Annotated in this window: 25 protein-coding genes and 3 tRNA genes; 11 read left to right on the forward strand and 17 right to left on the reverse strand. The window is 56.6% G+C overall.

The genetic code is table 11. The annotated features are described in order from the left end of the window. Positions 1-81: 81 nt before the first annotated feature. On the reverse strand, positions 82-981 hold the full coding sequence (locus AC0TNG_RS14060; protein WP_090419139.1) for a LysR family transcriptional regulator: 900 nt from the start codon (positions 979-981) through the stop codon (positions 82-84). Positions 982-1089: 108 nt separating this feature from the next. Here AC0TNG_RS14060 and AC0TNG_RS14065 point away from each other — a divergent pair, with 108 nt between their 5' ends. Next, on the forward strand, positions 1090-2091 hold the full coding sequence (locus tag AC0TNG_RS14065; RefSeq protein ID WP_090419142.1) for a zinc-binding alcohol dehydrogenase family protein: 1002 nt from the start codon (positions 1090-1092) through the stop codon (positions 2089-2091). 54 nt (positions 2092-2145) lie between these two features. Here the strand turns inward: AC0TNG_RS14065 and nadR are convergent, their stop codons facing one another. The 3 genes from nadR to serB form a co-directional block, all read right to left on the reverse strand. Beyond that, positions 2146-3378, reverse strand: a complete 1233-nt coding sequence (nadR, locus tag AC0TNG_RS14070; protein WP_024907400.1) for a multifunctional transcriptional regulator/nicotinamide-nucleotide adenylyltransferase/ribosylnicotinamide kinase NadR — start codon at positions 3376-3378, stop codon at positions 2146-2148. 35 nt (positions 3379-3413) lie between these two features. Beyond that, entirely contained in the window at positions 3414-4799 is a 1386-nt protein-coding gene (gene radA / locus AC0TNG_RS14075; RefSeq protein ID WP_014068810.1) for a DNA repair protein RadA, read from the reverse strand. 74 nt (positions 4800-4873) lie between these two features. After that, entirely contained in the window at positions 4874-5842 is a 969-nt protein-coding gene (gene serB, locus AC0TNG_RS14080) for a phosphoserine phosphatase (protein WP_025757501.1), read from the reverse strand. A gap of 117 nt (positions 5843-5959) precedes the next feature. On the opposite strand from serB, the gene AC0TNG_RS14085 reads away from it, so the two are divergent. Both AC0TNG_RS14085 and lplA read left to right on the forward strand, forming a co-directional pair. Beyond that, on the forward strand, positions 5960-6604 hold the full coding sequence (locus AC0TNG_RS14085) for a YtjB family periplasmic protein (RefSeq protein WP_061715993.1): 645 nt from the start codon (positions 5960-5962) through the stop codon (positions 6602-6604). 39 nt (positions 6605-6643) lie between these two features. Then, positions 6644-7660 carry a lipoate--protein ligase LplA gene (gene lplA, locus AC0TNG_RS14090; RefSeq protein WP_061715994.1) on the forward strand — a complete coding sequence of 339 codons (1017 nt, stop codon included), beginning with the start codon at positions 6644-6646 and terminating at the stop codon, positions 7658-7660. Positions 7661-7721: 61 nt separating this feature from the next. On the opposite strand, the gene deoD is transcribed toward lplA, so the two are convergent. From deoD to deoC, 4 genes are all read right to left on the reverse strand, one after another. Next, the gene (gene deoD, locus AC0TNG_RS14095; protein WP_024908261.1) at positions 7722-8444 is read right to left on the reverse strand and encodes a purine-nucleoside phosphorylase; all 723 of its coding nucleotides are present in this window, start codon (positions 8442-8444) and stop codon (positions 7722-7724) included. Positions 8445-8533: 89 nt separating this feature from the next. Further along, positions 8534-9757: a phosphopentomutase gene (gene deoB, locus AC0TNG_RS14100; protein ID WP_024908262.1), complete on the reverse strand. Its 1224-nt coding sequence runs from the start codon at positions 9755-9757 to the stop codon at positions 8534-8536. A 53-nt stretch (positions 9758-9810) separates the two neighbouring features. Next, positions 9811-11133, reverse strand: a complete 1323-nt coding sequence (gene deoA / locus AC0TNG_RS14105) for a thymidine phosphorylase (protein ID WP_024908263.1) — start codon at positions 11131-11133, stop codon at positions 9811-9813. Positions 11134-11242: 109 nt separating this feature from the next. Beyond that, on the reverse strand, positions 11243-12022 hold the full coding sequence (gene deoC, locus AC0TNG_RS14110; RefSeq protein WP_003856543.1) for a deoxyribose-phosphate aldolase: 780 nt from the start codon (positions 12020-12022) through the stop codon (positions 11243-11245). Positions 12023-12284: 262 nt separating this feature from the next. Between deoC and AC0TNG_RS14115 the strand changes: the two genes are divergently transcribed. Together AC0TNG_RS14115 and AC0TNG_RS14120 are read left to right on the forward strand one after the other, a co-directional pair. Next, on the forward strand, positions 12285-13832 hold the full coding sequence (locus AC0TNG_RS14115; RefSeq protein ID WP_417927879.1) for a YjjI family glycine radical enzyme: 1548 nt from the start codon (positions 12285-12287) through the stop codon (positions 13830-13832). Continuing rightward, positions 13807-14667, forward strand: coding sequence for a YjjW family glycine radical enzyme activase (locus AC0TNG_RS14120; protein WP_417927880.1), 861 nt, complete (start codon positions 13807-13809; stop codon positions 14665-14667). Before AC0TNG_RS14115 ends, AC0TNG_RS14120 begins: the two co-directional genes overlap by 26 nt. Here the strand turns inward: AC0TNG_RS14120 and AC0TNG_RS14125 are convergent. The 8 genes from AC0TNG_RS14125 to AC0TNG_RS14160 all read right to left on the reverse strand — a co-directional run bounded on the left by AC0TNG_RS14125 (position 14662) and on the right by AC0TNG_RS14160 (position 21024). After that, entirely contained in the window at positions 14662-15444 is a 783-nt protein-coding gene (locus AC0TNG_RS14125; protein ID WP_417927881.1) for a TatD family hydrolase, read from the reverse strand. The two genes, AC0TNG_RS14120 and AC0TNG_RS14125, sit on opposite strands and share 6 nt — an antisense overlap. Beyond that, a complete protein-coding gene (locus AC0TNG_RS14130; protein ID WP_024908268.1) occupies positions 15441-16493 on the reverse strand; it encodes a patatin-like phospholipase family protein in 1053 nt (350 codons plus the stop codon). Before AC0TNG_RS14130 ends, AC0TNG_RS14125 begins: the two co-directional genes overlap by 4 nt. 120 nt (positions 16494-16613) lie before the next feature. Continuing rightward, positions 16614-16775 carry a DUF1328 domain-containing protein gene (locus AC0TNG_RS14135; protein WP_003856556.1) on the reverse strand — a complete coding sequence of 54 codons (162 nt, stop codon included), beginning with the start codon at positions 16773-16775 and terminating at the stop codon, positions 16614-16616. Between the two features lie 127 nt (positions 16776-16902). Next, positions 16903-17520: a molecular chaperone OsmY gene (gene osmY / locus AC0TNG_RS14140; protein WP_008502075.1), complete on the reverse strand. Its 618-nt coding sequence runs from the start codon at positions 17518-17520 to the stop codon at positions 16903-16905. 299 nt (positions 17521-17819) lie between these two features. Beyond that, positions 17820-19409: a peptide chain release factor 3 gene (prfC, locus tag AC0TNG_RS14145; protein WP_024908269.1), complete on the reverse strand. Its 1590-nt coding sequence runs from the start codon at positions 19407-19409 to the stop codon at positions 17820-17822. A gap of 91 nt (positions 19410-19500) precedes the next feature. Next, positions 19501-20178 (reverse strand): pyrimidine 5'-nucleotidase, encoded by a 678-nt coding sequence (gene yjjG / locus AC0TNG_RS14150; RefSeq protein WP_008502077.1) that lies wholly within the window; start codon positions 20176-20178, stop codon positions 19501-19503. Between the two features lie 20 nt (positions 20179-20198). Further along, a complete protein-coding gene (gene rimI, locus AC0TNG_RS14155) occupies positions 20199-20642 on the reverse strand; it encodes a ribosomal protein S18-alanine N-acetyltransferase (protein WP_023334424.1) in 444 nt (147 codons plus the stop codon). Further along, complete coding sequence (locus tag AC0TNG_RS14160; RefSeq protein ID WP_024908270.1) at positions 20611-21024, reverse strand: DNA polymerase III subunit psi; 414 nt, start codon at positions 21022-21024, stop codon at positions 20611-20613. The genes rimI and AC0TNG_RS14160 overlap by 32 nt, the downstream gene beginning before the upstream one ends. A 102-nt stretch (positions 21025-21126) precedes the next feature. On the opposite strand from AC0TNG_RS14160, the gene rsmC reads away from it, so the two are divergent. The 4 genes from rsmC (at position 21127) to AC0TNG_RS14180 (ending at position 22661) form a co-directional block, all read left to right on the forward strand. Next, positions 21127-22155: a 16S rRNA (guanine(1207)-N(2))-methyltransferase RsmC gene (gene rsmC / locus AC0TNG_RS14165; RefSeq protein ID WP_024908271.1), complete on the forward strand. Its 1029-nt coding sequence runs from the start codon at positions 21127-21129 to the stop codon at positions 22153-22155. A 171-nt stretch (positions 22156-22326) separates the two neighbouring features. Then, positions 22327-22413, forward strand: a tRNA-Leu gene (locus tag AC0TNG_RS14170). A gap of 28 nt (positions 22414-22441) precedes the next feature. Beyond that, positions 22442-22528, forward strand: a tRNA-Leu gene (locus AC0TNG_RS14175). A 47-nt stretch (positions 22529-22575) separates the two neighbouring features. Next, positions 22576-22661: transfer RNA gene (locus AC0TNG_RS14180), tRNA-Leu, on the forward strand. Positions 22662-22699: 38 nt separating this feature from the next. On the opposite strand, the gene AC0TNG_RS14185 is transcribed toward AC0TNG_RS14180, so the two are convergent. Continuing rightward, positions 22700-22969, reverse strand: coding sequence for a DUF1435 domain-containing protein (locus AC0TNG_RS14185; RefSeq protein WP_194266140.1), 270 nt, complete (start codon positions 22967-22969; stop codon positions 22700-22702). Between the two features lie 215 nt (positions 22970-23184). On the opposite strand from AC0TNG_RS14185, the gene AC0TNG_RS14190 reads away from it, so the two are divergent. Together AC0TNG_RS14190 and fhuF are read left to right on the forward strand one after the other, a co-directional pair. After that, entirely contained in the window at positions 23185-24249 is a 1065-nt protein-coding gene (locus AC0TNG_RS14190) for a GGDEF domain-containing protein (protein ID WP_032649902.1), read from the forward strand. A gap of 95 nt (positions 24250-24344) precedes the next feature. Further along, positions 24345-25133, forward strand: coding sequence for a siderophore-iron reductase FhuF (gene fhuF / locus AC0TNG_RS14195; protein WP_267217471.1), 789 nt, complete (start codon positions 24345-24347; stop codon positions 25131-25133). Positions 25134-25303 lie beyond the last annotated feature (170 nt).

Consider the following 25303-nt stretch of genomic DNA (forward strand, 5'->3'; position numbering starts at 1 on the left):
GCAACTTCGGTTGCCGTTTTTTATGTTTGTACCCTCTCCCCGTGGGAGAGGGCCAGGGTGAGGGCATCAGGCCGCACAAAATCACCCACCCACGTAATACCGCTTCACCTCATCAAACTGCATTGCAAAGTCGATATAGCTCATCAGCGCGGGTGAGTTGAGCTTACGGCTCGGATAGGCCAGCCACAGGTCGTTTCCTTCAACGTTCCACTCCGGCAGTACCTGCACCAGCGCCCCTTTCTCGACCTTATCTTCCAGCAAAAAAGCCGGAAGGAGCGTAATCCCCGTACCGGCAATCGCACATTCGCGGGCGTATACCAGGTTATCGGTCATGTGCGCGTTATCCGGCAGGTAGCGGTAATCCTCGCTCTCGCTTCGCAGAAGCCACTCTGACCACGCCCGATGCGTAATGCTGCGGTGCTCCACAAGCTGACGGGGATGCGTCAGCGGCGCCCGGCGCGCCAGATAGTCCGGCGAAGCCAGCATGTAGCGCGGGCAGTGCCCGATCATGCGGCCAATCAGGGAGGAGTCCTGCGGCTTGCCGGTACGCAGCGCCACGTCAAACCCGGCCTCGACCAGGTCCACCACGTCATCAGAGATCGACACGTCCAGCGAAACCTCAGGATAGCGAAGCTGGAACTCGGCATTCATATGTGCCAGCAGCGTCGCCCCAATCCCAGCCGGACAGGTGATGCGCAGCCGCCCGCTCGGGTTTTCGCGCAGGCGCTGAATGGCGTACTCCGCCCGCTCGCTGGCTGCCAGCATTTCGCGGCAGTGCACCAGATAGTGCTCGCCCGCAAACGTGAGGCTGATCCTGCGCGTGGTGCGGTTGAGCAGGCGGATACCCACCTGCTGCTCCAGCTGGCTAATTCGCTGGCTGACGCTGGATTTCGGCAGTTCCGCCTTCTGCGCCGCCGCGGTAAAGCTGCCCATCTCCGCCACCAGCGCGAAAAGCGCCATATCCTGCAGCTGCTTAAACATGATTGTTCATCCTGTACGAACGCTGAGTTCTTGATTGTCCATCTTATCATGCAGCTGGCCACTTAATAGACTAGCCTCAACAAAACGCATGCCATTGAGGAGCACACCATGTCAGTGAAAGCCATTGCCGTTAACCCTGAAAATCCCTCTACCTTCATTGAAATCACCCCGCCGATGCCGCAGCCCGGCGAGCACGATCTGCTGGTGGAGGTGAAGGCCGTCTCCGTTAACCCGGTCGATACCAAAGTCCACGCGGGCATTGCCAGGAACGGGCTGAACGCGCCGCGCATTCTCGGGTGGGATGCCAGCGGGATCGTCAAAGCCGTTGGGACGGGCGTGACCGGATTCAAGCCGGGAGATGAAGTGTGGTACGCGGGCGACATCACCCGTCCGGGCAGCAACACCACACACCAGCTGATCGATGCGCGCATTGTCGGGCATAAACCGGCAAGCCTCGGCTGGGCGGCTGCCGCTGCGCTACCGTTGACCGCACTCACCGCGTGGGAAGGCCTGTTTGAACGGCTGAACACTCAGGATGCCGGTACGGACAAAACCCTGCTGATCATCGGCGGTGCGGGCGGGGTGGGATCGCTGGCGATCCCGTTCGCGAAGCACAACAGCAAGGTGAAAATCATCGCAACCGCGTCGCGCGAAGATTCAGCCCAGTGGTGCCGCGATCGCGGTGCAGATGTGGTGGTGAACTACCGCGATCTGAAAGGCGAACTGGCGAAACACGGGCTGACCTTTGTGGATTATATTTTCATCCTCAACGATACCGACGGGCACTGGGATGCGGTCAGCGACCTGATTGCGCCTCAGGGGCATATCTGTTCTATCGTCGAGAATGAACGTCCGCTGAACCAGGACAAGCTGAAGTCGAAATCCGCCGCGCTGCACTGGGAATTTATGTACACCCGCAGCATGTACCAGACCACTGATATGGCGCGTCAGGGTGAGATCCTCAATGAGGTGGCGAAGCTGGTGGATAACGGCGTGGTGGAAAGCTCGCTGAGTGAAACGCTGCACGGGCTGAGCGTGGAAAGCATTACCGAGGCGCACCGTAAGGTGCTGGACGGGCATATGCGCGGGAAAGTGGTGATTGAGTATTGAGTGGCCTGATGCCCTCACCCCGGCCCTCTCCCACAGGGAGAGGGAGGTTAACGCTTACCCCTGCTCTCCCATCATCTCCTTCACCAGCTCGACGCAGCGCAGGAAACGGGAGTCGTAGTCCGACTCTTCCACGTGCACAAACTCAACGTTGTTTTCATTGAGCATCTCCACCAGCATGGACTGGAACTCCCGCCGGTCCACGGAGCTGCCGAGGCTGCGCATGCCGTCAGCGACCCACGGGGTGTTGTTCTCCAGCAGGATCACCAGGTCAAAGCGGTATTCGTCAATCAGCGCCTGCACGAACGGGTGCTCGCGCCCTTCGTATTTTTTACAGAACGCCTGGGTGGTGACGAAATCGGTATCGATAAACGCCACCTTGTTGGCGTATTTCACCGCGAAATCAATGTACTGGGCATGACCGAGCGCGATTTTATCGTAGTCGGAATACTGCAGCGCCATCTCATCACCGCCCAGATGGGAGAAGACATAGTCGCGTCCGTACTCCCACGCGCTGGTGGTATTGAAGATGTTCGCCAGCTTGTTGACCAGCGTTGATTTCCCGCTCGACTCGCCGCCCAGGATCGCGACGGTGCGCACAAAGAACGGCTTCACCTCGGTCGGAATGTAATCCCAGTAGCGGAACGGGTTTTCGCGGATCTGCGCCCCACTGATGTTCATGAAGGTGCGCTTCGGATCGATCAGCACCGTCTCGATGCCCAAATGCTCGCGGAACTGCGGCGCATCGGACTCTTCAGAGGTGTAGATCCAGTTCGGCGCAATGCCCTTCTCTTCCATAAACGCTTTGATGCCGTTGCTCCACACGTCCCAGCCGTGCGGGTACGGCTCCATACCCTCTTCGTTAAAGGCATGAATACGAATATTTTTCTGATACTTGAAGGTCTGAAGCAGCCAGCGCAGGCGGTCCGGCACGGTCGGCTGCTGCGACATGGCGCTCTCTTCAAACAGCTGACGGTCGCGGGTTTCGTCATAGCCCATGATGATGTGCAGCTCGTCTACCTGACTACAGGCGCGCTGGATCAGATAGATATGCCCGGTATGCAGCGGGTAAAACTTGCCGAACACCACGCCGATGTTCTTTTGCATACGCGGGAATTCCAGCCCCAGAAAGCGGTGTAGCGCTTCGAGCTTCTGCGCGCTGGGGCTTTTGATTTTGGCGTTCAGCAGTTGGCTCAGGTAGCCTTTGGTCATGCCGCTGGCGTCTGCCACCTGCTGCAGCGTGCAGCCCTTCTGGCGGATAGCGGTCTTGATGTAGTCAAATGATGACATAAATTACGGTGCCTCCTGCAAAATCGAATACGTAATTATAAGTCGTCAAAGACATTTAACGCATCTGCGAGTTTCTTCACGCCAAAAACCTGCATCCCTTCCGGGATTTTTTTCGGCACGTTGGCGGCGGGAACGATCGCGCGACGGAAACCGTGTTTTGCCGCCTCGGAGATACGCTCCTGGCCGCTGGGCACCGGGCGGATTTCCCCGGCCAGCCCCACTTCACCAAACACCACCAGATCCTGCGGCAGCGGTCTGTCGCGCAGGCTGGAGACCATCGCCAGCAGCAGCGCCAGGTCTGCGCTGGTCTCAGTGACTTTGACGCCGCCGACCACGTTCACGAAGACGTCCTGATCCGCCATCTGCAGCCCGCCGTGACGGTGCAGCACCGCCAGCAGGATCGCCAGACGGTTCTGTTCCAGACCGACCGCCACGCGCCGCGGGTTGCCCATCATCGACACGTCCACCAGCGCCTGAATTTCGACAAGCAGCGGGCGCGTCCCTTCCCATAGCACCATCACCGAGCTGCCGGAGGTGATCTCATCGCCACGGCTCAGGAAGATGGCCGACGGGTTGCTGACTTCGCGCAGCCCCTGCTCGGTCATGGCAAACACGCCCAGTTCGTTCACCGCCCCAAAGCGGTTTTTATGGCTGCGCAGGGTACGGAAGCGGGAGTCCGCGTCGCCGTCGAGCATCACGGAGCAGTCGATACAGTGTTCAAGCACCTTCGGCCCGGCCAGCGAGCCGTCTTTGGTCACGTGGCCGACCATCACAATCGCCACGCCGCGCGTTTTGGCAAAGCGCGTCAGGTAGGCCGCGGTTTCACGCACCTGCGCGACGCTGCCCGGCGAGGACTGGATGTCCGCCATGTGCATCACCTGGATGGAGTCGATCACCATCAGCTTCGGCTGCTCTTCTTCGGCGATCATGCAGATCTGCTCGATGCTGGTTTCCGACAGCATGTTCAGATTACCGGTCGGCAGGCCCAGACGGTGCGCGCGCATCGCCACCTGCTGCAGGGACTCTTCCCCCGTGACGTACAGGGTTTTCATCTGTTCGGCGAGCTTGCAGAGCGTTTGCAGCAGCAGGGTTGACTTGCCCGCGCCCGGGTTACCGCCGATAAGAATCGCGCTGCCCGGCACTACGCCGCCGCCGAGCACGCGGTCAAACTCTTTGAACCCGGTAGAGAAGCGCGGCAGCTCTTCGAGGCTGATGTCCGAGAGTTTCTGGACTTTCGCTACGCCCGCATTGCCCGCGTAGCCGCTCAGGCGTTCATTGCGCGCCACGCTCGGCGAAGCCGCCACACCACGCACTTCGGTGATGGTGTTCCAGGCATGGCAGGCGCTGCATTGCCCCTGCCAGCGCGGATAATCCGCACCACATTCATTACAGACAAATGCGCGTTTTGGAGCTTTCGCCACGGTTTACCTCGTTATTTCTGTGCGGCCTGCGAGCCGGGTGGCGCTTACGCTTACCCGGCCTACAAAGCAGGCCGTTATTTCTGATTAAGGCTGCCGGAGAGAATGCAGAACACCCCCATCAGGTCAGCGTGACGGATAGTCACTTCCGTCTTTTCATTCACTTTTGGCTTGGCATGGTAGGCAATGCCCAGGCCGGCCGCTTTGATCATCGGCAGGTCGTTCGCGCCGTCCCCGATCGCGACGGTCTGGACAACCGGAATTTCATATTTTTCCGCCAGACGCGTCAGCGTATTGGCTTTGTACTGGGCATCCACGATATCGCCGATCACCTGGCCGGTCAGCTTGCCGTCCATGATCTCCAGCTCGTTGGCCACCACGGTGGTCAGATGCAGTTTTTCCCGCAGATAATCCGCGAAGAAGGTGAAGCCACCGGAGGCGATCGCCACTTTCCAGCCCAGCGACTGCAGCTTCAGCACCAGCTGCGTCAGCCCTGGCATCAGCGGCAGCACGTCGCGCACCTGGCGCAGAATGTTGGCATCGGCCCCTTTCAGGGTCGCCACTCGCTGTCTCAGGCTGGCGGTGAAGTCCAGCTCGCCGCGCATCGCACGCTCGGTCACTTCCGCCACCAGCTCGCCGCTGCCCGCCAGCTTCGCAATTTCGTCGATACACTCGATCTGAATGGCGGTAGAGTCCATGTCCATCACCAGCAGGCCCGGCGTTTTCAGATGCGGAATTTTACCCAGCGGCGCGACGTCCAGCCCGGCGTCATGCGCCAGACGCGTTGCGCGCTGCGTCAGAGAGCCCGCCAGGCGTATAACCTGGTAGTCTTCCACGCACCAGGCGGCGACGATCACCATCGCCGCCCCCAGCTTGCTTTGATACTGGGTCAGGCGTTGCTTATCCAGACCGCGTCCGTAGAGGAGCCAGCCGCTACGACCGGCGTGGTAATCCAGAGGCATCACCTCATCGCCACTTAAAGATAGCGGCAATCCTGGCCATAAAGAGACATCCGTTGGCAGGTCACACCAGGTAATGTTCGGCATTAAAGCTCCTGTAGTTTCGTTCGCGCCGGAAGGTTGCAGAGGGAAAATAACGCATGAGGCTACCCTGTAACCATCACTTCTGGCAACATTAAGCCGTAAATTTTCAGCAGGTGGAATATGGCTCGCGCAAAACTGAAATTCCGGCTCCATCGCGCCGTGATTGTCCTCTCCTGTCTCGCACTGTTAGTGGTGCTGATGCAAGGGGCATCCTGGTTTAGCCAGAACCATCAACGGCAACGCAACCCGCAGTTTGAAGAGCTGGCCCGCACGCTGGCACGCCAGGTGACGCTCAACGTCGCGCCATCCATGCGTACTGAAACGCCGGACGATAAGCGGATAGGCCAGGTTTTACGCCAGCTCACGGAGAACAGCCGCATTCTTGATGCCGGCGTCTATGATGAGCAAGGCAACCTGATTGCCCGCGCGGGCGAGCACGTCGACGTGCGCGACAGGCTGGCGCTGGACGGTAAAAAAGCCGGGGGCTATTTTAACCAGCAGATCGTCGAACCTATTCAGGGAAAGAATGGTCCGCTGGGCTATCTGCGCCTGACTCTCGATACCCACACCCTGCCCACTGAAGCCAAACAGGTCGATAATACCACCAATATTCTGCGCCTGATGCTGCTGCTTTCACTCGCCATCGGCGTTGTGCTGGCGCGCACCCTGCTTCGGGGCAAGCGCTCGCGCTGGCAGCAATCCCCGTTCCTGCTGACCGCCAGCAAATCCGTCCCTGAAGACGAAGAGAGCGAGAAGAAAGAATAGTGATAAAGTAGGCGAACGATTCGGAAAAGGAACTTTGCCATGACGACGTTACGCCTGCTTATCTCTGACTCTTACGATCCCTGGTTTAATCTCGCGGTAGAAGAGTGCATCTTCCGCCAGATGCCCGCCACCCAGCGCGTACTGTTTCTCTGGCGTAACGCCGATACGGTGGTCATTGGTCGTGCGCAAAACCCATGGAAAGAGTGCAACACCCGGCGTATGGAAGAGGACAACGTCCGCCTGGCGCGCCGGAGCAGCGGCGGCGGCGCGGTGTTCCACGATCTGGGCAATACCTGCTTTACCTTTATGGCAGGAAAACCGGAGTACGACAAAACCATCTCTACTTCCATTGTCCTCAATGCGCTGAATTCACTCGGCGTGAAGGCTGAAGCTTCCGGACGTAACGATCTGGTGGTCAAAACCCCCGAGGGCGACCGGAAGGTCTCCGGCTCCGCCTACCGCGAAACGATGGATCGCGGGTTCCACCACGGCACCCTGTTGCTGAATGCCGATCTGAGCCGTCTGGCGAACTACCTGAATCCGGACAAGAAAAAGCTCCAGGCTAAGGGGATTACCTCCGTGCGCGGGCGCGTGGCGAATCTGGTGGAGCTGCTGCCGGGGATTACGCACGAGCAGATTTGCGATGCGATCCGTGACGCGTTCTTTGAACATTACGGCGAGCGCGTGAAAGCCGAAGTGATCTCTCCTGACAAAACCCCGGACCTGCCCAACTTTGCGGAAACCTTCGCCCGCCAGAGCAGCTGGGAGTGGAACTTCGGCCAGGCTCCTGCGTTTTCCCATCTGCTGGATGAGCGTTTTACCTGGGGCGGCGTGGAGCTGCATTTTGACGTGGAGAAAGGCCATATCACCCGCACGCAGGTGTTTACCGATAGCCTGAATCCGGCACCGTTAGAGGCGCTGGCGGCACGTTTGCAGGGCTGTTTATACCGGGCGGATATGCTGCAGCAAGAATGCGACGCGTTGATTGGGGATTTCCCGGAGCAGGAAAAAGAGTTGAGGGATTTGTCAGCATGGATTGCGCAGGCCGTACGTTAAGTGCGGTTTGGTGCCCTCACCCCGGCCCTCTCCCACAGGGAGAGGGAGGGAAGAGACAGAATTACTCTTTATCGCCCAGCAGAACGGATTCCAGCGCGATTTTGATCATGTCGTTGAAGGTCGTCTGACGCTCGGCAGCGGTGGTCTGCTCGTGGGTACGGATATGGTCGGATACGGTGCAGATGGTGAGCGCTTTCGCACCAAACTCCGCCGCAACGCCGTAGATGCCCGCCGCTTCCATTTCCACGCCCAGAATGCCGTATTTTTCCATCACGTCGAACATCTCACCGCCGTCCGGTGCATAGAACAGGTCAGCAGAGAAGAGGTTACCCACGCGCGCGTCAACGCCCAGCGCTTTTGCCGCGTCAACCGCGTCACGCACCATGCCGAAGTCAGCGATTGCCGCGAAGTCATGGTCTTTGAAACGCATGCGGTTTACTTTGGAATCGGTGCAGGCACCCATGCCGATAACCACGTCGCGCAGCTTAACGTCCATACGCACCGCGCCACAGGAGCCCACGCGGATGATTTTCTTCACGCCGAAGTCGGTGATCAGCTCTTTGGTGTAGATAGAGCAGGATGGGATACCCATACCGTGGCCCATGACGGAGATTTTGCGGCCTTTATAGGTACCGGTGAAGCCCAGCATGCCGCGAACGTTGTTCACTTCACGCACGTCTTCCAGGAAAGTTTCTGCAATGTGCTTCGCGCGCAGCGGGTCGCCCGGCATCAATACGACGTCAGCGAAATCACCCATTTCTGCATTAATGTGAGGAGTTGCCATCTTCAGTTCCTTTTACATTGTTTATTCTTTTCACCCTCTCCCTGTGGGAGAGGGCCGGGGTGAGGGCATCAGACCGCACCCTACATGATTCAGAACATGGCCTTGCCATATTCCATGTCAGACGTACCAAAGTATTTCGCAATAGTCTGGCCGATGTCCGCAAAGGTTTCACGGTGACCGAGCGAGCCCGGCTTCACTTTCGGGCCGTACACCAGCACCGGAATGTGCTCACGGGTGTGGTCGGTACCGGTCCAGGTTGGGTCACAGCCGTGGTCCGCGGTCAGGATCAGAATGTCATCTTCACCCACCAGCTCCATCAGCTCCGGCAGACGGCGGTCGAACAGTTCAAGACCCGCAGCATAACCCGCGACGTCGCGACGGTGACCCCAGGAGGAGTCGAAGTCCACGAAGTTGGTGAAGACAATGGTCTTGTCGCCCGCTTCTTTCATCTCTTTGATGGTGGCATCGAACAGCGCATCCAGACCGGTGGCTTTCACTTTTTTGGTGATGCCGCAGTTGGCGTAGATGTCCGCGATTTTACCCACGGACACCACGTGACCGTCTTTCTCATCGACCAGCTTCTGCAGCACGGTTGGCGCTGGCGGCTCAACGGCCAGGTCGTGACGGTTACCGGTACGCTGGAAGTTACCCGCTTTGTCGCCGATAAACGGACGCGCGATCACGCGGCCAATGTTGTAGCCGCCTTCGGTCAGCTCTTCGCGGGCGATTTCGCACAGCTCGTAGAGTTTATCCAGGCCAAACGTCTCTTCGTGGCAGGCAATCTGGAACACGGAGTCAGCAGAGGTGTAGAAAATCGGCTTGCCGGTTTTCATATGCTCTTCGCCGAGCTGGTCCAGAATCACGGTACCGGAAGAGTGGCAGTTACCGAGGTAGCCCGGCAGGTTGGCACGCTTCACCAGCTTATCGAGCAGCTCCTGCGGGAAGCTGTTCTCGTGATCGGAGAAGTAGCCCCAGTCGAACAGCACCGGCACACCGGCGATTTCCCAGTGGCCTGACGGAGTGTCTTTACCGGAGGAGAGCTCGTGCGCCCAGCCGTAGGCACCCACGACTTCCGCGTTGCCGTCCATACCGGCTGCGATTTTACCGGTAGAGCCTTCATGCGCTTTTACCAGACCAAGGCGGGTCAGGTTGGGTAGAGTCAGAGGGCCTTTACGACCGTTGTCCGCTTCGCCTTTCGCACAGGCTTCCGCGATGTGACCCATGGTATCGGAACCCACGTCACCAAAACGTTCTGCATCTTCGGTTGCGCCGATGCCGAATGAGTCCAGCACCATAATAAATGCACGTTTCATAATTGTTCTCCGTACGTAGTGCTTCAAAAATTATCGATCAGATCAGTATACCGCTATTCGGTGATACGGCGATAGACAGTCGGTGTGGTTTCCGGTGCTTTATCGTCAAGCGTGATGGCCGCTTTCACCGCTTTCGCCGCTTCCTGCCAGCTGGCTTCGTCTTTGGCGTGGATCACCGCCAGCGGACGTTGGCCGTCAACGCTGTCGCCCAGACGGGCCATATCGGTAAAGCCGACGCTGTAATCAATGGTGTCTGACGCCTGACGGCGGCCGCCGCCCATCGAGACCACCGCCATACCGAGGGCACGGGTGTCCATCGCAGAAACAAACCCTTCGCTATCGGCATACACCGCTTTGCTGAGCGTCGCGGTTGGCAGGTATTTCGCGTAGTTTTCGACGAAGTCGGTCGGGCCTTTCTGCGCCGCGACCATGCGGCCGAAGATCTCCGCCGCTTTGCCGTTGTCCAGCACCGCCTGCAGCTTCGCGCGGGCGTCGGCGTCGTCTTTGGCGAGCTTGCCGGAGATTAACATCTCAACGCACAGCGCCATGGTGACGTCGAACAGGCGCGGGTTACGGTATTCGCCGGTGAGGAACTGTACCGCCTCACGCACTTCGACGGCGTTACCGGCGCTGGAAGCCAGCACCTGGTTCATGTCGGTGAGCAGTGCGGTGGTGCGCACGCCCGCGCCGTTGGAGACGCCAACGATCGCTTCGGCCAGCGCCTCAGAGAGTTCATAGGTTGGCATAAACGCGCCGCTGCCCACCTTCACGTCCATCACCAGCGCGTCCAGCCCTTCTGCCAGCTTCTTCGCCAGGATAGAGGCGGTGATCAGCGGGATGGAGTCAACGGTGGCGGTGATGTCGCGGGTAGCGTAGAAACGCTTGTCTGCCGGAGCAAGAGAGCTGGTCTGGCCGATAATCGCCACACCAACGTCTTTAATAATGTCGCGGAAGCGGTTGTCATCCGGGAAGATATCGAAGCCCGGAATGGCTTCCAGTTTGTCGAGCGTACCGCCAGTGTGGCCCAGGCCGCGTCCGGAGATCATCGGGATGTAACCGCCACAGGCTGCCACCATTGGGCCGAGCATCAGAGACGTTACGTCGCCCACGCCGCCGGTGGAGTGTTTATCCACAATCGGGCCGTTAAGGTTGAGGCTTTTCCAGTCCAGAACGGTTCCTGAATCTCGCATCGCCATGGTCAGCGACACGCGCTCAGGCATCGACATATCGTGGAAGAAAATGGTCATCGCCAGAGCCGCAATCTGCCCTTCTGAGACGGTGTTATCACGAATGCCGTTAATGAAGAAGCGGATCTCTTCGTCGCTTAATGCATGACCATCACGTTTTTTACGAATAATTTCTTGTGCGAGAAACACGGTAACCTCCATGCGGAATCGGGGGAGTTGTGGCGGGTGGCGCTACGCTTACCCGCCCTACGATCCTGTAGGCCGGATAAGCGAAGCGTCATCCGGCGTTGTCTGGCAATCAGTAGCTGCTTGCGCTCTTACCGTCGCCGTGACCCAGCGCCTTCAGCAGGCTAGCCAGCAGGCTGGACGCACCGAAACGGTAGTGACGGGAATCGGCCCAGTCGGCGCCGAACAGTTCGTCAGCAATCGCCAGGAACTGCTGCGCGTCTTCGGCGGTACGCACGCCGCCCGCAGGTTTGAAACCAACGGTTTTGGACACGCCCATGTCGCGGATCACTTCCATCATGATGCGCGCGCTTTCCGGGGTGGCGTTAACCGGCACTTTACCGGTAGAGGTTTTAATGAAATCCGCACCGGCTTTGATGGAGATTTCAGATGCCTTACGAATCAGCGCCTCTTCTTTCAGCTCGCCGGTTTCGATGATCACTTTAAGCAGCACGTTTGCCGCCGCACACGCGTCTTTACAGGCCTTCACCAGGTCAAAACCGACCTGCTCGTTGCCGGCGATCAGCGCGCGGTATGGGAACACCACGTCAACTTCGTCTGCACCGTAAGCAATCGCCGCGCGGGTTTCTGCCAGCGCAATCTCGATATCGTCGTTGCCGTGCGGGAAGTTAGTCACGGTTGCAATGCGCACGTCCGGCGTGCCCTGCTCTTTCAGCGTCTTACGGGCAATCGGGATAAAGCGCGGGTAGATACAAACGGCTGCGGTGTTACCCACTGGCGTTTTCGCCTGATGGCACAGGGCGATGACTTTCTCATTGGTGTCGTCATCGTTCAGGGTAGTCAGGTCCATCAGTTTCAACGCGCGCAGGCTGCTTGCAGTTAAATCGGTCATAACAATCTCCAACGGCAGTGCCGTATAAATTTTACCTTGCGGGTCTGTGAGTATTCTAACATCCACCCGCATCCACACTTCGACATTCATCACAGTTAATGAAAACTGCGTACAAATTTGCATTACTGTAATGAGATCTTCTTCAAACTTTAGTGCGCAAATTGCCGACTAAAGCAGCAATACCCCCTGTGGGATCAAAAGCGCCAACAGGCAGGCTTTCTACAATCCGTTCATCATCCGCAGAACATTCAAGGAAGCGAATATGCCCCACTCCAGCCCCGACGCCCTGCAGCAACGTTGCCAGCAGATTGTGACAAGCCCGGTGTTATCCCCGGAACAAAAACGTCATTTTCTGGCGCTGGAAGCGGAAAACAACCTGCCGTATCCGGCACTTCCTGAAGCTGCGCGCGCCGCGCTGGACGAGGGGTTTATCTGCGACATGTTCGAAGGCCATGCGCCTTACAAACCCCGTTACGTTCTGCCGGATTACGCAAAATTTCTGGCTAACGGTTCAGAATGGCTGGAGCTGGAAGGGGCAAAAGATCTCGACGATGCCCTCTCGCTGCTAACCATCCTTTACCACCATGTTCCGTCCGTCACATCGATGCCGGTCTATCTCGGCCAGCTTGATGCGCTGCTGCAACCATATGTTAGAATTCTAACACAAGAAGAAATCAATAGCCGAATAAAACGTTTCTGGCGCTATCTTGACCGTACGCTGCCGGATGCCTTTATGCATGCCAATATCGGACCGGAAGATACGCCCATCACCCGTGCCATTCTGCGTGCCGACGCAGAGCTGCAGCAGGTCGCGCCGAACCTGACCTTTATTTATGATCCAGAGATCACCCCGGACGATTTGCTGCTTGAGGTGGCAAAAAACATATGTGAATGCAGTAAACCGCACATTTCTAATGGCCCGGTGAATGATAAAATTTTCACAAAAGGTCGTTATGGCGTGGTGAGCTGTTACAACTCCCTGCCTCTGGCTGGCGGTGGCAGCACCCTGGTGCGCCTTAACCTCAAAGCCATTGCTGAATGCAGCACGTCCATTGAAGACTTCTTCACCCGCACGCTCCCGCACTATTGCCAGCAGCAAATGGCCATCATCGATGCACGCTGTGGTTTCCTGTACGAGCAATCTGGCTTCTTTGAGAATAGCTTCCTGGTAAAAGAGGGGCTGATTGATGCCGATCGGTTTGTGCCGATGTTTGGCATGTACGGACTGGCGGAAGCGGTAAACGTGCTCTGTGAGAAAGCTGGCATCGCGGGACGTTACGGCAAAGATGAGCAGGCCAACGCGCTGGGCTATCGCATCAGCGAACAGCTTGCGGCGTTTGTCGAAAACACGCCGGTGAAGCACGGCTGGAAGCAGCGCGCGATGCTTCACGCGCAGTCGGGGATCAGCTCCGACTCCGGCACCACGCCGGGCGCGCGCCTGCCCTACGGCGACGAGCCGGATCCCATCAGCCACCTGCTGGCGGTAGCTCCCCATCACAAGCACTACTCTTCCGGGATAAGCGATATCCTGACGCTGGATGAGACGGTAAAACGCAACCCGCAGGCGGTGGTTCAGCTGTGCCTGGGCGCGTTCAGGGCGGGTATGCGCGAGTTTACCGCCAACGTGGCGGGTAACGATCTGGTGCGCGTCACCGGGTATATGGTGCGGCTATCGGATCTGGAGAAATACCGGGAAGCAGGGTCGAGAACGAACACCACGTGGCTGGGGGAAGAAGCCGCACGCAATACCCGCATTCTGGAACGTCAGCCGCGCGTAATTAGCCATGAACAGCAGATGCGCTTTAGTTAGTCAGGTCATTCCTTTTTCCTGCGTGGACGGGCCGGGCAGCCGCCTGGCCCTGTTCCTGCAGGGCTGCAACCTGCGCTGTAAAACCTGCCACAACTCGTGGACGATTGGCCGCTGCAACGACTGCGGGGACTGTGTGCCCCACTGTCCGCACGATGCGCTGACCATTCAGGCCGGGCGCGTCTGGTGGCAGGAGAGCGACTGCCAGCAGTGCGACACCTGTCTGCATTTGTGTCAGCATCAGGCAACGCCTATGGCGCACCGCTTCAGCGTGGAAGAGATCCTCGCTCAGGTCCGCAAATCCGCACCGTTTATCGAAGGGATCACCGTCAGCGGCGGTGAAGCCACAACGCAATTACCGTTTTTGATCGCCCTGTTCACCGCGATCAAAGCCGATCCTGCCCTGCGCCACCTCACCTGTCTGGTCGACAGCAACGGTCTGTTAAGCGAAACCGGCTGGCAAAAGCTGCTGCCGGTACTGGATGGCGCGATGCTGGATCTGAAGGCGTGGGACAATGAGCATCACCGTTTTCTGACCGGGCGCGAAAACCCGCAGATTAAACAGAGTATTCGCTGGCTGGCACAGCATCAACGGCTGACTGAATTGAGGCTCCTGGTGATCCCAGAGCAATGTGATTATCTGGAACATCTGAAACCGCTGACAACGTTTATCCACGGGCTGGGGAATATTCCGGTGCGTATTAACGCGTTTCAAGCGCATGGCGTGTACGGTGAGGCGGGATCATGGCGCAGCGCCACGCCCGAGGACGTTGAACCGCTGGCGCGGGCGCTGGAAAAACAGAAGATAACGGTGATCCGCCCGGCGCTTTACCTATAGCGTGATACCAAATACCGAACGCGTATTTTCCAGCAGCGCATCGGCAATCACCTCTTCCGGCTCCTGTCGCAGTTCACACAGGGTGGTGAACACGCGCGCCGCCTGTTCCGGGCGATTCGGCTGACCCTGAAAACCATTCAGCGGCATATCCGGCGCGTCGGTTTCCAGCAGCAGCGCCGACAGCGGCAGCTGTGCCATCACGTCCCGGGTTTTACTGGCGCGCGGATAGGTGATGGTGCCACCGACGCCGATTTTATAGCCCAGCTCAATAAAACGCTGCGCCTGCTGCAGGCTGCCGGAGAAACCGTGCACGACGCCCCTGCGCGGCAGATCGATGCGCTTCAGGTGCATCGCCAGCTTATCGTGCGTGCGTCTTGAATGGAGGATCACCGGCAGATCGTGACGCTTCGCCAGCCTGAGCTGCGCGTCGAGGATCGTCTGCTGGCGCTCAAACTGCGGGTTCTCGCGATAAAGATCGAGGCCGATCTCCCCGATGGCGACAAGCTTGTCGCCTGCGGTCTGCACTATCTCATCAAGTCTCTCTATGTGCTCATCACGATGCCGCTCAATCACGATCGGATGCAGGCCGAGCGCCGCATAGAGCGCGGGGTGCCGCGCAGAAAGATCCAGCACGCGGGAAAAGTACGCCGCTTCCACTGACGGCACAATGATGGCCTGAACGCCTGCGTCAGCCGCTTTCGCAATGCTTTGCGCTTCCTCCCCCGTAAACGGCGGGAAATCAAAGTGGCAGTGGGTATCGACAAAGCGGTGCGTCACGCCAGATCCTCGTTATCCAGTAAAGCGTCATTCGCCTGCGGGATGTCCACCAGCGGCATCGTCAGGGCATCGTTGGCGACAATCGCAGGCGGCGTAATAATGCGTTTATGGCGATGAAGCGGCGGTTGCTCCGCCAGCATTTTCCCCACCGTTGCCAGGAAGTAGCGCCCGCACAGCCGCCCCGTTTTGTAATCCATGCGCAGCGCAGGGACGCGGCTGCCCAGGGCCATGCTCAGCAGCGGCTTAGGCGGATAGATTTCAAAAATACGCAGCTTACCCGGCGGTTTTTCAATGAAGCGCTGCATCGCGCCGTAGGTGGTTTCATGCTGCTTCGCGATGTTCACCAGCGGCTGCAGGCTGCTGTCGCCCAACCAGCGCTCCATCCGTTTAAACCACTGCGGCGTGTAATACATTTGCGACGGTACGGTACGGATCACCACAATGGTTTTCGCCCCGCGACGGGCGGCTTCCTGCACCGGTACCGCGTCACTGATCCCCCCGTCCAGATAGCTAATGCCGTCCAGCAGCGCACCGGTACGATAAAAACCGGGGATCGCGCTGGAGGCACGGATGATGTCCAGCCAGTTCTCTTTCTGAGGCGAAAAATAGCCCGGCGAATAGTCATCCCCCCGGCTGGCGCACATCCAGAATTCTTTGCCGCTATCAAACAGACGGGCCGCAGTATCCATGGCCAGCGGCATCTGGCTGGAGGTCGACTCCAGCAGCCAGTCGAGATCGATCAGGTTACCGCCGCGCACAAAGCGCACCGGATTAAAAAACTCTTTCGCCGTGGTGTAGCGCATGATGACCTTTCGCGCGTAGCCGGGCTGGTTGCAGACATAGGCAGAAAGGTTCTGCGCCCCGGCAGACGTGCCGAAGTAGAGGTCAAACGGGTTGAACTGCGCGCGCATAAATTCGTCCAGCACGCCGGCGGTGAAAATGCCGCGCTGTCCTCCACCTTCGCAGACCAGCGCGAGTTGACCTGCGCGAAACGGTTTTAACGTCAGCGGCGCAATATTGCCGAGCGTAACGGGAATTCGTTGCCCCACCTCTGCTTTCCTGTTTTGATTATTTTATAACACCACAGTAACGCACCCGACCTGTTACGCAAATAAGAAAAAGCCAGTCACAGCGACTGGCTTTTTTTTGTTGAAGGAATATTGCGTTTGCTACGGACGTCTACGACCCGTAAACAGGCTAACCAGGAACAGAATAATACCCACAACGAAGACAATTTTAGCTGCCCATGCCGCTGTACCTGCCAGTCCACCAAAGCCCAATGCGGCGGCAATTAACGCGATAACCAGAAATATAATGCCCCAACGAAACATAAGCTTCTCCTTTACCATAGTTAATGTCGGCCGCTAAACGTGAGCGCTCAGGTCACTCACCGGCGTTTTTCCAGAGTCGTTCTTATATCGCCCGCAGGTGTTAGCCAGGCGGGCGAATGGTCCAGATTTACTTCGTTTTCAGATCGTTTTTAACGCTTTTCACACCATCAATCGCTTTCGCAATGGACTCGGCACGTTCACTTTGCGCCTGCGAATCTACCGTACCGGAAAGCTGAACCACACCATCGGTGGTTTCCACTTTCACCTTACGGGACGGCACGATGTCATCTGCTAAAAGTTTAGCTTTGATTTCGCTGGTGGTGGCTGCATCACCGGCATAACCTTTCACCGACGCGTTTTTGCCGTCACGGACGTGCAGCTTATCGCTGACGGAGGCAACGCCTTCGACGCCTTTCGCCACTTTCACCGCCTGTTCTGCCTGAGCCTGGCTTTCAACAAAGCCGCTCAGCGTGACCACTTTTTTGTCGGTCTTAACGGAAATATCGGTGCTCTTGATGGCTTCATCATCCACCAGTGCGGCTTTCACTTTTGCTGTGATAGAGCTGTCATCCATGAAATTGCCGACTTTATTCATAGAGCTATCGATTTTTTGCCCTGCGCTGTCAGCCGTGGATTGTGCTTTATCCATGGTGCTGCTTTCCGCCAAGGCGGAGCCGCTCACCAGAACGCTACCCAGTGTTACAGCCAGCAGAGTTTTAGAAATCTTCAGTCTTGTCATATTCATCGATCTATTCCTGTGTTGACCCGTTATTCGGGCTACGTACTTCCTTAGTAGTGATATATATTGCGAATAAACACGCGGGCAAAATGGATAACCTAAAGCCATGCATTGAACAGTTAATTTATCCACAACCGGTGTTAAACACTGAGTTAAATATAGATCACTCTCACAGAGCCGCTTTCAGAATTGGGTAAAAAACGCGCGAATAGCGTGAAATTGCGTTGAATTAAGAACATTCCGCAAGGGATTAATAAGACAGGAATTAAAGAAGAGCACGGCGGCAGCCGTGCTCTGAGAGGGGATTAGTGCTCGCGGGTTTTACGGAACTGAACGTCGGGATAACGTTCCTGCGTCAGGTTCAGGTTCACCATGGTTGGCGCGATATAGGTCAGGTTATCGCCACCATCCAGCGCCAGCTGAACTTCATTCTTACGCTTAAACTCTTCGAATTTCTTCACGTCAGAACACTCGACCCAGCGCGCGGTCGCGACGTTCACCGACTCGTAAATCGCTTCCACGTTGTATTCGCTCTTCAGACGCGCGACAACCACGTCAAACTGCAGCACGCCGACCGCGCCAACGATCAGATCGTTGTTCGCGATTGGGCGGAAGACCTGCACGGCGCCCTCCTCGGAGAGCTGCACCAGGCCTTTCAGCAGCTGTTTCTGCTTCAGCGGATCGCGCAGACGGATACGACGGAACAGCTCTGGTGCGAAGTTCGGAATGCCGGTGAACTTCATCATTTCGCCCTGGGTGAAGGTATCGCCGATCTGAATAGTGCCGTGGTTGTGCAGACCGATAATGTCACCCGGATAGGCTTCTTCAACGTGCGAACGGTCGCCCGCCATAAAGGTCAGGGCGTCGGAGATCACCACATCTTTCCCGGTACGCACCTGGCGCAGCTTCATGCCCTTTTCATACTTACCGGACACCACGCGCATAAAGGCCACGCGGTCGCGGTGTTTCGGGTCCATGTTGGCCTGAATTTTGAACACGAAGCCGGTAAATTTCTCTTCCTGCGCTTCCACTTCACGGGTATCGGTTTTACGCGGCATCGGACGCGGCGCCCACTCCACCAGACCGTCCAGCATGTGGTCAACGCCGAAGTTACCCAGTGCGGTACCGAAGAAGACCGGGGTGATTTCACCGCTCAGGAACAGCTCTTTGTCGAACTCGTGAGACGCGCCCTTCACCAGCTCCAGCTCGTCGCGCAGCTGCGCGGCCAGTTCTTCGCCAACCGCCGCGTCCAGATCCGGGTTGTCCAGACCTTTAACAATGCGCACTTCCTGAATGGTGTGGCCTTTACCGGTCTGATACAGGTAAGTTTCGTCTTTATAGAGGTGATAAACCCCTTTGAACAGCTTACCGCAGCCGATTGGCCAGGTGATTGGCGCACAGGCGATCTTCAGCTCGTTTTCCACTTCATCCATCACTTCCATCGGATCGCGGATGTCACGGTCGAGTTTGTTCATAAAGGTGAGGATCGGCGTATCGCGCAGACGGGTGACTTCCATCAGCTTACGGGTACGGTCTTCTACACCTTTCGCGGCGTCGATCACCATCAGACAGCAGTCCACCGCCGTCAGGGTACGGTAGGTATCTTCGGAGAAGTCTTCGTGACCCGGGGTGTCCAGCAGGTTCACCAGGCAGTCGTGATACGGGAACTGCATCACGGAGGTGGTAATCGAAATACCACGCTGCTTTTCCATCTCCATCCAGTCAGATTTTGCATGCTGGCTGGAGCCACGGCCTTTAACGGTACCCGCAGTCTGGATCGCCTGTCCGAACAGCAACACCTTCTCAGTGATGGTCGTTTTACCGGCATCCGGGTGCGAGATAATGGCAAAAGTGCGGCGCTTGGCCACCTCTTGCAGATAAGGAGACAACGTCATAATTAAATCTTCTTTTATAAGCGCGGCAGCACGCCACGCATCATGGAATACAAAATTGCGGCTATTTTACCCATCAACGGGGGGCAGGCAATCATTGTTTACACAGGAGTTGCTCCAGTTCGTTCAACGACGTCACGGTCCAGGTCGGCTCGATGCCTTCAGGCTTCACGCGGCCATGCGCGTTAAGCCAGACGGTCGACAGACCGGCCTTCATGCCGCCCAGAATATCTGACTCTGCCGTATCCCCCACCATCAGGACGCGATCGCGGTCAGGATTACCGGCCTGCGCCAGCGCATAATCGAAAATTCGCGGATCCGGTTTAGGTACACCCACCTCTTCCGAGATCACCAGCGCGTCGAAATGATCGCGCAGGCCGGTGCGCTCGAGGCGGATCTGCTGCAGGGCGGTAAAGCCGTTGGTGATGATCCCCAGTTTCACCTTGCCTTTCAACGCGTTCAGCAGGGAAACCGCGCCCGGCAGTGGCGCGCAGATATCCGCCATCGCGTTCAGAAACGCCTCGTTCAGCGTCCCCGGACTGACCTTTAAACGTTCCGCCCAGACGTCAAAGCGCTGGTGCTGAAGCTGTAACGCGGTGATGGCACCGTTCTGGTAATCCACCCACAGCGGCTTGTTGACCGCCTGATAGTCCTGAAAATCTTCAGCGGTGAAGGTCACGCTATAGTCGAGAAACATCCGCTGCAGGCCGCCGAACGAATCGAACGTAAATAGCGTTTCGTCGGCATCAAAGAAAATCCAGTCCCATTTCATCGTTACAACCTTATTTTTTATTATCCAATCGGCAGAGCCATTATGATGGCGTCTTCACGTCCCTCTGCGGTGGGGTAGTAGTTACGGCGGATTGTCGCCTCGTTAAAGCCTAAGCTTTCATAGAGCGCGATGGCGGCGACATTCGACGCGCGCACCTCCAGCCACAGGGTGAAAACGTCACGGGTTTCGAGCTCACGGATGAGGTGCTCAAGCAGTTCTCTTCCCAGCCCACGACGCTGAAACGCGGGATCAACCGCGATATTAAACAGCGTCGCCTCATCAAGAACAACCTGCGTGATCGCGAAAGCGGCCATGGTGCCGTCAACGTCCAGGCGGTAGTTCAGATACCGTTCGCCCTGATTGCTGGCGAAGGTTTTTTCGCTCCACGGAAACGCGTGGGCGCGTGTTTCAATCGCAAACGCTGTGGTCAAGTCAGGCGTCGTGAGGGAAGAAATCGTGTTCATATTCGCAGATTTGTTGCCATAGCGCGCTGCGCGCTTTTGGGTTGGCTTTAAGTTCGTCCAGCGCTGGCGAGCAGATCTGGCTCCCCTGGAGGGGGATCTCGTTTGTCTCTCCGATACGCCAGCTGTTACAGCGGCTATCAGGAGGCAGCATCGCGACACGCTCTGGCGTCAGCGGTAAAACCTGGTCGGCCGTCAGCTTCAGGCTGCGAAGGACATCATCGATCAGGGGTTCATTCAGGGCAGGCAGTTCTTCCGCCACCATCACCAGCCGAACGTGCGCCGGGATGGAGATAGCGATTTCGCCCTGCAACGCCGTCGGGCGACGCAAAGCCCACTGGGTGATGCCCAGCTGCTGCAACTGCCAGTCTCGTCGGGATGTCATAGGGAAAACTCCTGTCTCTCAGGCGCGCAAATATAGCAAATGTGTCGAAAGTGCGCCATCTACCTACTATAATCCCCGCCTGAGTTTATTGAGGAACAATTCATGTCTGCATTTACCCCGGCAAGTGAAGTCTTGCTGCGTCACAGTGATGATTTCGAAGAAAGCCGTATTCTGTTTGCCGGAGATATGCAGGATGACCTGCCCGCGCGTTTCGACTGTGCTGAAAGCCGTGCCCACACCCAATATTACCACCACTGGCAGGTGCTGAGCCGTCAGATGGGCGAGCGCGCGCGCTTTAGCCTGGTGGCGGAGCAGAGCGATATCGCCGACTGCGATACGCTGATTTACTACTGGCCGAAGAATAAACCGGAAGCCCAGTTCCAGCTGATGAACCTGCTCTCCCTGCTTCCGGTCGGCTGCGATATTTTCGTGGTAGGAGAGAACCGCAGCGGCGTGCGTAGCGCTGAACAGATGCTGGAAGACTACGCGCCGCTGAATAAAGTCGACAGCGCTCGCCGCTGTGGTCTGTACCACGGACGACTGGAAAAACAGACAACGTTTGATGCGCAGGCTTACTGGGATGAATACCAGCTTGACGGCCTGACCATCAAAACCCTGCCGGGCGTGTTCAGCCGTGACGCGCTGGATACGGGCAGCAAGCTGCTGCTCTCCACTCTGACGCCGCACACCAAAGGCAAAGTGCTGGACGTGGGCTGCGGCGCGGGCGTGCTCTCTACCGTGCTCGCCAGCCATTCGCCAAAGGTGCGCTTAACCCTGTGTGACGTTAGCGCCCCGGCGGTTGAAGCCAGCCGCGCAACGCTTGCCGCAAACGGCATTGAAGGCGAGGTGATTGCCAGCAACGTCTTCTCTGACGTCACCGGTCGCTTCGACATGATCATCTCCAACCCGCCGTTCCACGACGGTATGGAAACCAGCCTTGAAGCGGCACAAACGCTGATCCGTGGCGCAACCCGTCACCTTAACAGCGGCGGCGAGCTGCGTATCGTTGCGAACGCCTTCCTGGCGTACCCGAAAGTGCTGGACGAAACCTTTGGCTTCCACGAAGTGATCGCCCAGACCGGCCGCTTTAAGGTCTATCGTACCGTGATGACGCGCCAGGCCAAAAAGTAATCTCAATCCTGCAGGCCGGATAAGCGCAATCACTATCCGGCAAGCAGGCGTCTCAGTTCCGGCCATTTTTGCAGCAATCAATAAAAGGTGAGCACTTTTCAGTTGACGTAAAGCTGAAAACATCTAGAATGCGCCTCCGTGGTTACGATACTTTTACAGTATCGATGGTATGCGAAGGTGGCGGAATTGGTAGACGCGCTAGCTTCAGGTGTTAGTGTCCTTACGGATGTGGGGGTTCGAGTCCCCCCCCTCGCACCATAAATCACGATGATATTGCTCGCACTGGGCGAAGGTGGCGGAATTGGTAGACGCGCTAGCTTCAGGTGTTAGTGTCCTTACGGATGTGGGGGTTCGAGTCCCCCCCCTCGCACCAACGAGGCGATATCAACATAGTAATGATGTAAATAGTAAGATGACTGTGCGAAGGTGGCGGAATTGGTAGACGCGCTAGCTTCAGGTGTTAGTGTCCTTAGGATGTGGGGGTTCGAGTCCCCCCCCTCGCACCAATTATCTTACAACCCCTCTGAATATCTTCTTTTCCCTGTTATTTCAAATTCATCAGTATCACCAGAATTCCGCTGACCAGCGCGACACACGATGGCAGTAAAACAAAGTGACGTAGTTGCTTATGCCAGATCATGCCTGACGTGACTAACAGTCCTGACACAATGATGGCTTTCCAGGTATCAAGAGAGAGATCGGCAAACGTCAAACCGCCGAGAATGGCTCCCGGTAGCAATACCCCCCAACCGCTGCCCAGCGCCCTGTTCAACATGATCTGTCCTCTTTCAACGATAATGATAACCAATATCATATGACAGAGATTATCATTTGTCAGCTGAATGAATCAAAATCCATCGACCTTTACCTTTCCCGTAATGACAGGAATTGCCTAAGGTGATAAATTGCGCACCTGTTAACAACGTCTAAAGATTTTCTGATAATTACTCTTTGAGCTTTTTGCATATTTAATTGCGAAACGACATCTATTTATTTGTTTTAATTAAATTTTAATAAAAATACACGACTATGACATCACAATCCTGGCGGTCTTTGGTTCACAGAAAATATCAATTATCGTTACGTTTATTTTTATTTCTGAACGCAACATCGGCAGTGTTCTCGGTAACAAACCCGCTCAATTCTGTACGACTGTTTTCCGCCCCTCTGATTGCTATATTCTCCATCAGTACCGGCCTGTTCGTCTGGCACTGGAGAAAGCGCGCGCGGAAGATAAATATTCCTGTCGTTTCAGGGATCTTCGGTATTTTGTGGGCCTGGCAAATTGTCTCCAAATTCGCCTTAATTACCCACGATCATGCGACGTATTTGTTAATCGCCCTTTTAACGGTGCTTTTTATCGGCACGCTGGCGTTCGCCAGTAATATCAAAGCCTTTACGCTGCATTCACTGCCCACCTTTATTGTCTGCCTGTGGTTAAGCGATCACGATATATGGCTGCGAATGACCTATTCTTTCGCACTTCCTGTGGTGGCAATTGCTATTCATAACATTTTGCAAAGACGCAATGACCGTTTTGCTCAGGAGCTCCTTTCTCGCCTTCTGGAGGAACGGGAAACCCTTACCGATCTCAGCATGATGGACCCGCTTACCGGGCTCTATAATCGTCGCGGTCTGCAAAGCCGTCTGGAGAATTTGCCCACGGTAGAGAATGGCGAGCACTTTGTCCTGCTGATGGATATCGACCACTTCAAAGCCTATAACGACCATTACGGCCATATGATGGGCGACCAGGCGCTGAAGCGCGTCTCTGCGGCAATTCGCGATGCCGTGCGTTCTCGCGATATTGTGGCGCGTTTTGGTGGGGAAGAGTTTATGGTGCTGCTGACCAACATTTCACTCGAACATGCCCGCCAGACGGCCGAGCGGATCCGTCAGAAAGTTTACGATTTGAAAATCCCGCATCTGTTTAACGAAAGCGTCGCGACAAACGTCACCATCAGCATTGGTATTGCCATTTTCGAGGATGAAGACGTGGAAGGCGCGCTGGAAAAAGCGGATAAAGCCCTCTACGAAGCAAAGCATATGGGGCGCAACAACATTCTGTTGAGTGAAGAGATTCAGACGGCGTAAACATCACGGCGATGTCACCAGGACAAAAGTCTTGCCATTGGTATGAGCAATAGTTAGGATTGGCAATCATTATCATTTAGATTTCTATCTATACTATGGCCACGCATACCGCACACATCGTCGAACCCCTCCTCTGGCGAGCGCCCCTCACCAGCGGGAATGCTTCGCTTGCGGATGCCATACGGGACAAGATTGCAGAAACGCGCGCCCACCTGCTGGACTTTATCCGGCTTGATGAAGCACCCCCGAACCACGCCATGACGCTCTCAGAGTGGCGCCAACCGGCAAAACTGCAATCGCTGCTGGCCACCTATTCCGACCATATCTATCGCAATCAGCCCACCCTTACGCGGGAAAATAAACCCCTGCTCTCACTCTGGGCACAGTGGTATATCGGGCTGATGGTGCCTCCCCTCATGCTGGCGCTCTTAACACAGAAGAGCATGCTGGAACTCTCGCCGGATAATTTCCACGTCGAGTTTCACGAAACCGGACGTGCTGCCTGCTTCTGGATTGATCTACATGAAGACCAGAGCGCGGAACGCCTGACTGCTCAGGAGCGTATTGAGCAGCTTATCACTCAGGCCCTGATCCCGGTGGTGGAAGCGCTGGAAGCGACGGGAGAGATTAACGGGAAGCTTATCTGGAGCAATACGGGCTATTTAATCCACTGGTATTTAACGGAAATGAAGCCGCTTCTCGGTGATGAGAACGTTGACGCCCTGCGTCAGTCCTGTTTCTTTGCAAAACAGCTTTCCGATGGCCGTGACAACCCGCTATTCCGCACCGTTGTACTCCGTGACGGGCTTCTGGTTCGCCGCACCTGCTGCCAGCGCTATCGCCTGCCGGACGTTAAGCAATGCGGGGATTGCACGCTGAAGTAGAGCAGTGAATTGCCCGGCCTGATGCCCTCGCCCTGACCCTCTCCCATAGGACTGAGGAATCCCCAGTAATTTTTTACCTGAAGCGATGAACGTTGCTTCAAAAAAATTAATAACTTACAGCGACGCCCTGGTCCGGCTGTAAATCGCCGAAGCGTTTCCGTAAGGCCGGG

Source organism: Enterobacter sp. PL_is514 (assembly GCF_055816715.1).

Bases quoted from the DNA above. Each gene is read 5' to 3' on its own strand.
- AC0TNG_RS14085 (WP_061715993.1), top strand. From the start codon at position 5,960: ATGGCTCGCGCAAAACTGAAATTCCGGCTCCATCGCGCCGTGATTGTC.
- AC0TNG_RS14060 (WP_090419139.1), bottom strand. From the start codon at position 981: ATGTTTAAGCAGCTGCAGGATATGGCGCTTTTCGCGCTGGTGGCGGAG.
- nadR (WP_024907400.1), bottom strand. From the start codon at position 3,378: ATGTCATCATTTGACTACATCAAGACCGCTATCCGCCAGAAGGGCTGC.
- lplA (WP_061715994.1), top strand. From the start codon at position 6,644: ATGACGACGTTACGCCTGCTTATCTCTGACTCTTACGATCCCTGGTTT.
- AC0TNG_RS14065 (WP_090419142.1), top strand. From the start codon at position 1,090: ATGTCAGTGAAAGCCATTGCCGTTAACCCTGAAAATCCCTCTACCTTC.
- AC0TNG_RS14190 (WP_032649902.1), top strand. From the start codon at position 23,185: ATGACATCACAATCCTGGCGGTCTTTGGTTCACAGAAAATATCAATTA.
- deoB (WP_024908262.1), bottom strand. From the start codon at position 9,757: ATGAAACGTGCATTTATTATGGTGCTGGACTCATTCGGCATCGGCGCA.
- AC0TNG_RS14185 (WP_194266140.1), bottom strand. From the start codon at position 22,969: ATGATATTGGTTATCATTATCGTTGAAAGAGGACAGATCATGTTGAAC.
- rsmC (WP_024908271.1), top strand. From the start codon at position 21,127: ATGTCTGCATTTACCCCGGCAAGTGAAGTCTTGCTGCGTCACAGTGAT.
- fhuF (WP_267217471.1), top strand. From the start codon at position 24,345: ATGGCCACGCATACCGCACACATCGTCGAACCCCTCCTCTGGCGAGCG.
- prfC (WP_024908269.1), bottom strand. From the start codon at position 19,409: ATGACGTTGTCTCCTTATCTGCAAGAGGTGGCCAAGCGCCGCACTTTT.
- AC0TNG_RS14120 (WP_417927880.1), top strand. From the start codon at position 13,807: ATGAACAGCAGATGCGCTTTAGTTAGTCAGGTCATTCCTTTTTCCTGC.
- AC0TNG_RS14160 (WP_024908270.1), bottom strand. From the start codon at position 21,024: ATGACATCCCGACGAGACTGGCAGTTGCAGCAGCTGGGCATCACCCAG.
- yjjG (WP_008502077.1), bottom strand. From the start codon at position 20,178: ATGAAATGGGACTGGATTTTCTTTGATGCCGACGAAACGCTATTTACG.
- deoD (WP_024908261.1), bottom strand. From the start codon at position 8,444: ATGGCAACTCCTCACATTAATGCAGAAATGGGTGATTTCGCTGACGTC.
- AC0TNG_RS14115 (WP_417927879.1), top strand. From the start codon at position 12,285: ATGCCCCACTCCAGCCCCGACGCCCTGCAGCAACGTTGCCAGCAGATT.
- AC0TNG_RS14135 (WP_003856556.1), bottom strand. From the start codon at position 16,775: ATGTTTCGTTGGGGCATTATATTTCTGGTTATCGCGTTAATTGCCGCC.
- rimI (WP_023334424.1), bottom strand. From the start codon at position 20,642: ATGAACACGATTTCTTCCCTCACGACGCCTGACTTGACCACAGCGTTT.
- serB (WP_025757501.1), bottom strand. From the start codon at position 5,842: ATGCCGAACATTACCTGGTGTGACCTGCCAACGGATGTCTCTTTATGG.
- deoC (WP_003856543.1), bottom strand. From the start codon at position 12,022: ATGACCGATTTAACTGCAAGCAGCCTGCGCGCGTTGAAACTGATGGAC.
- osmY (WP_008502075.1), bottom strand. From the start codon at position 17,520: ATGAATATGACAAGACTGAAGATTTCTAAAACTCTGCTGGCTGTAACA.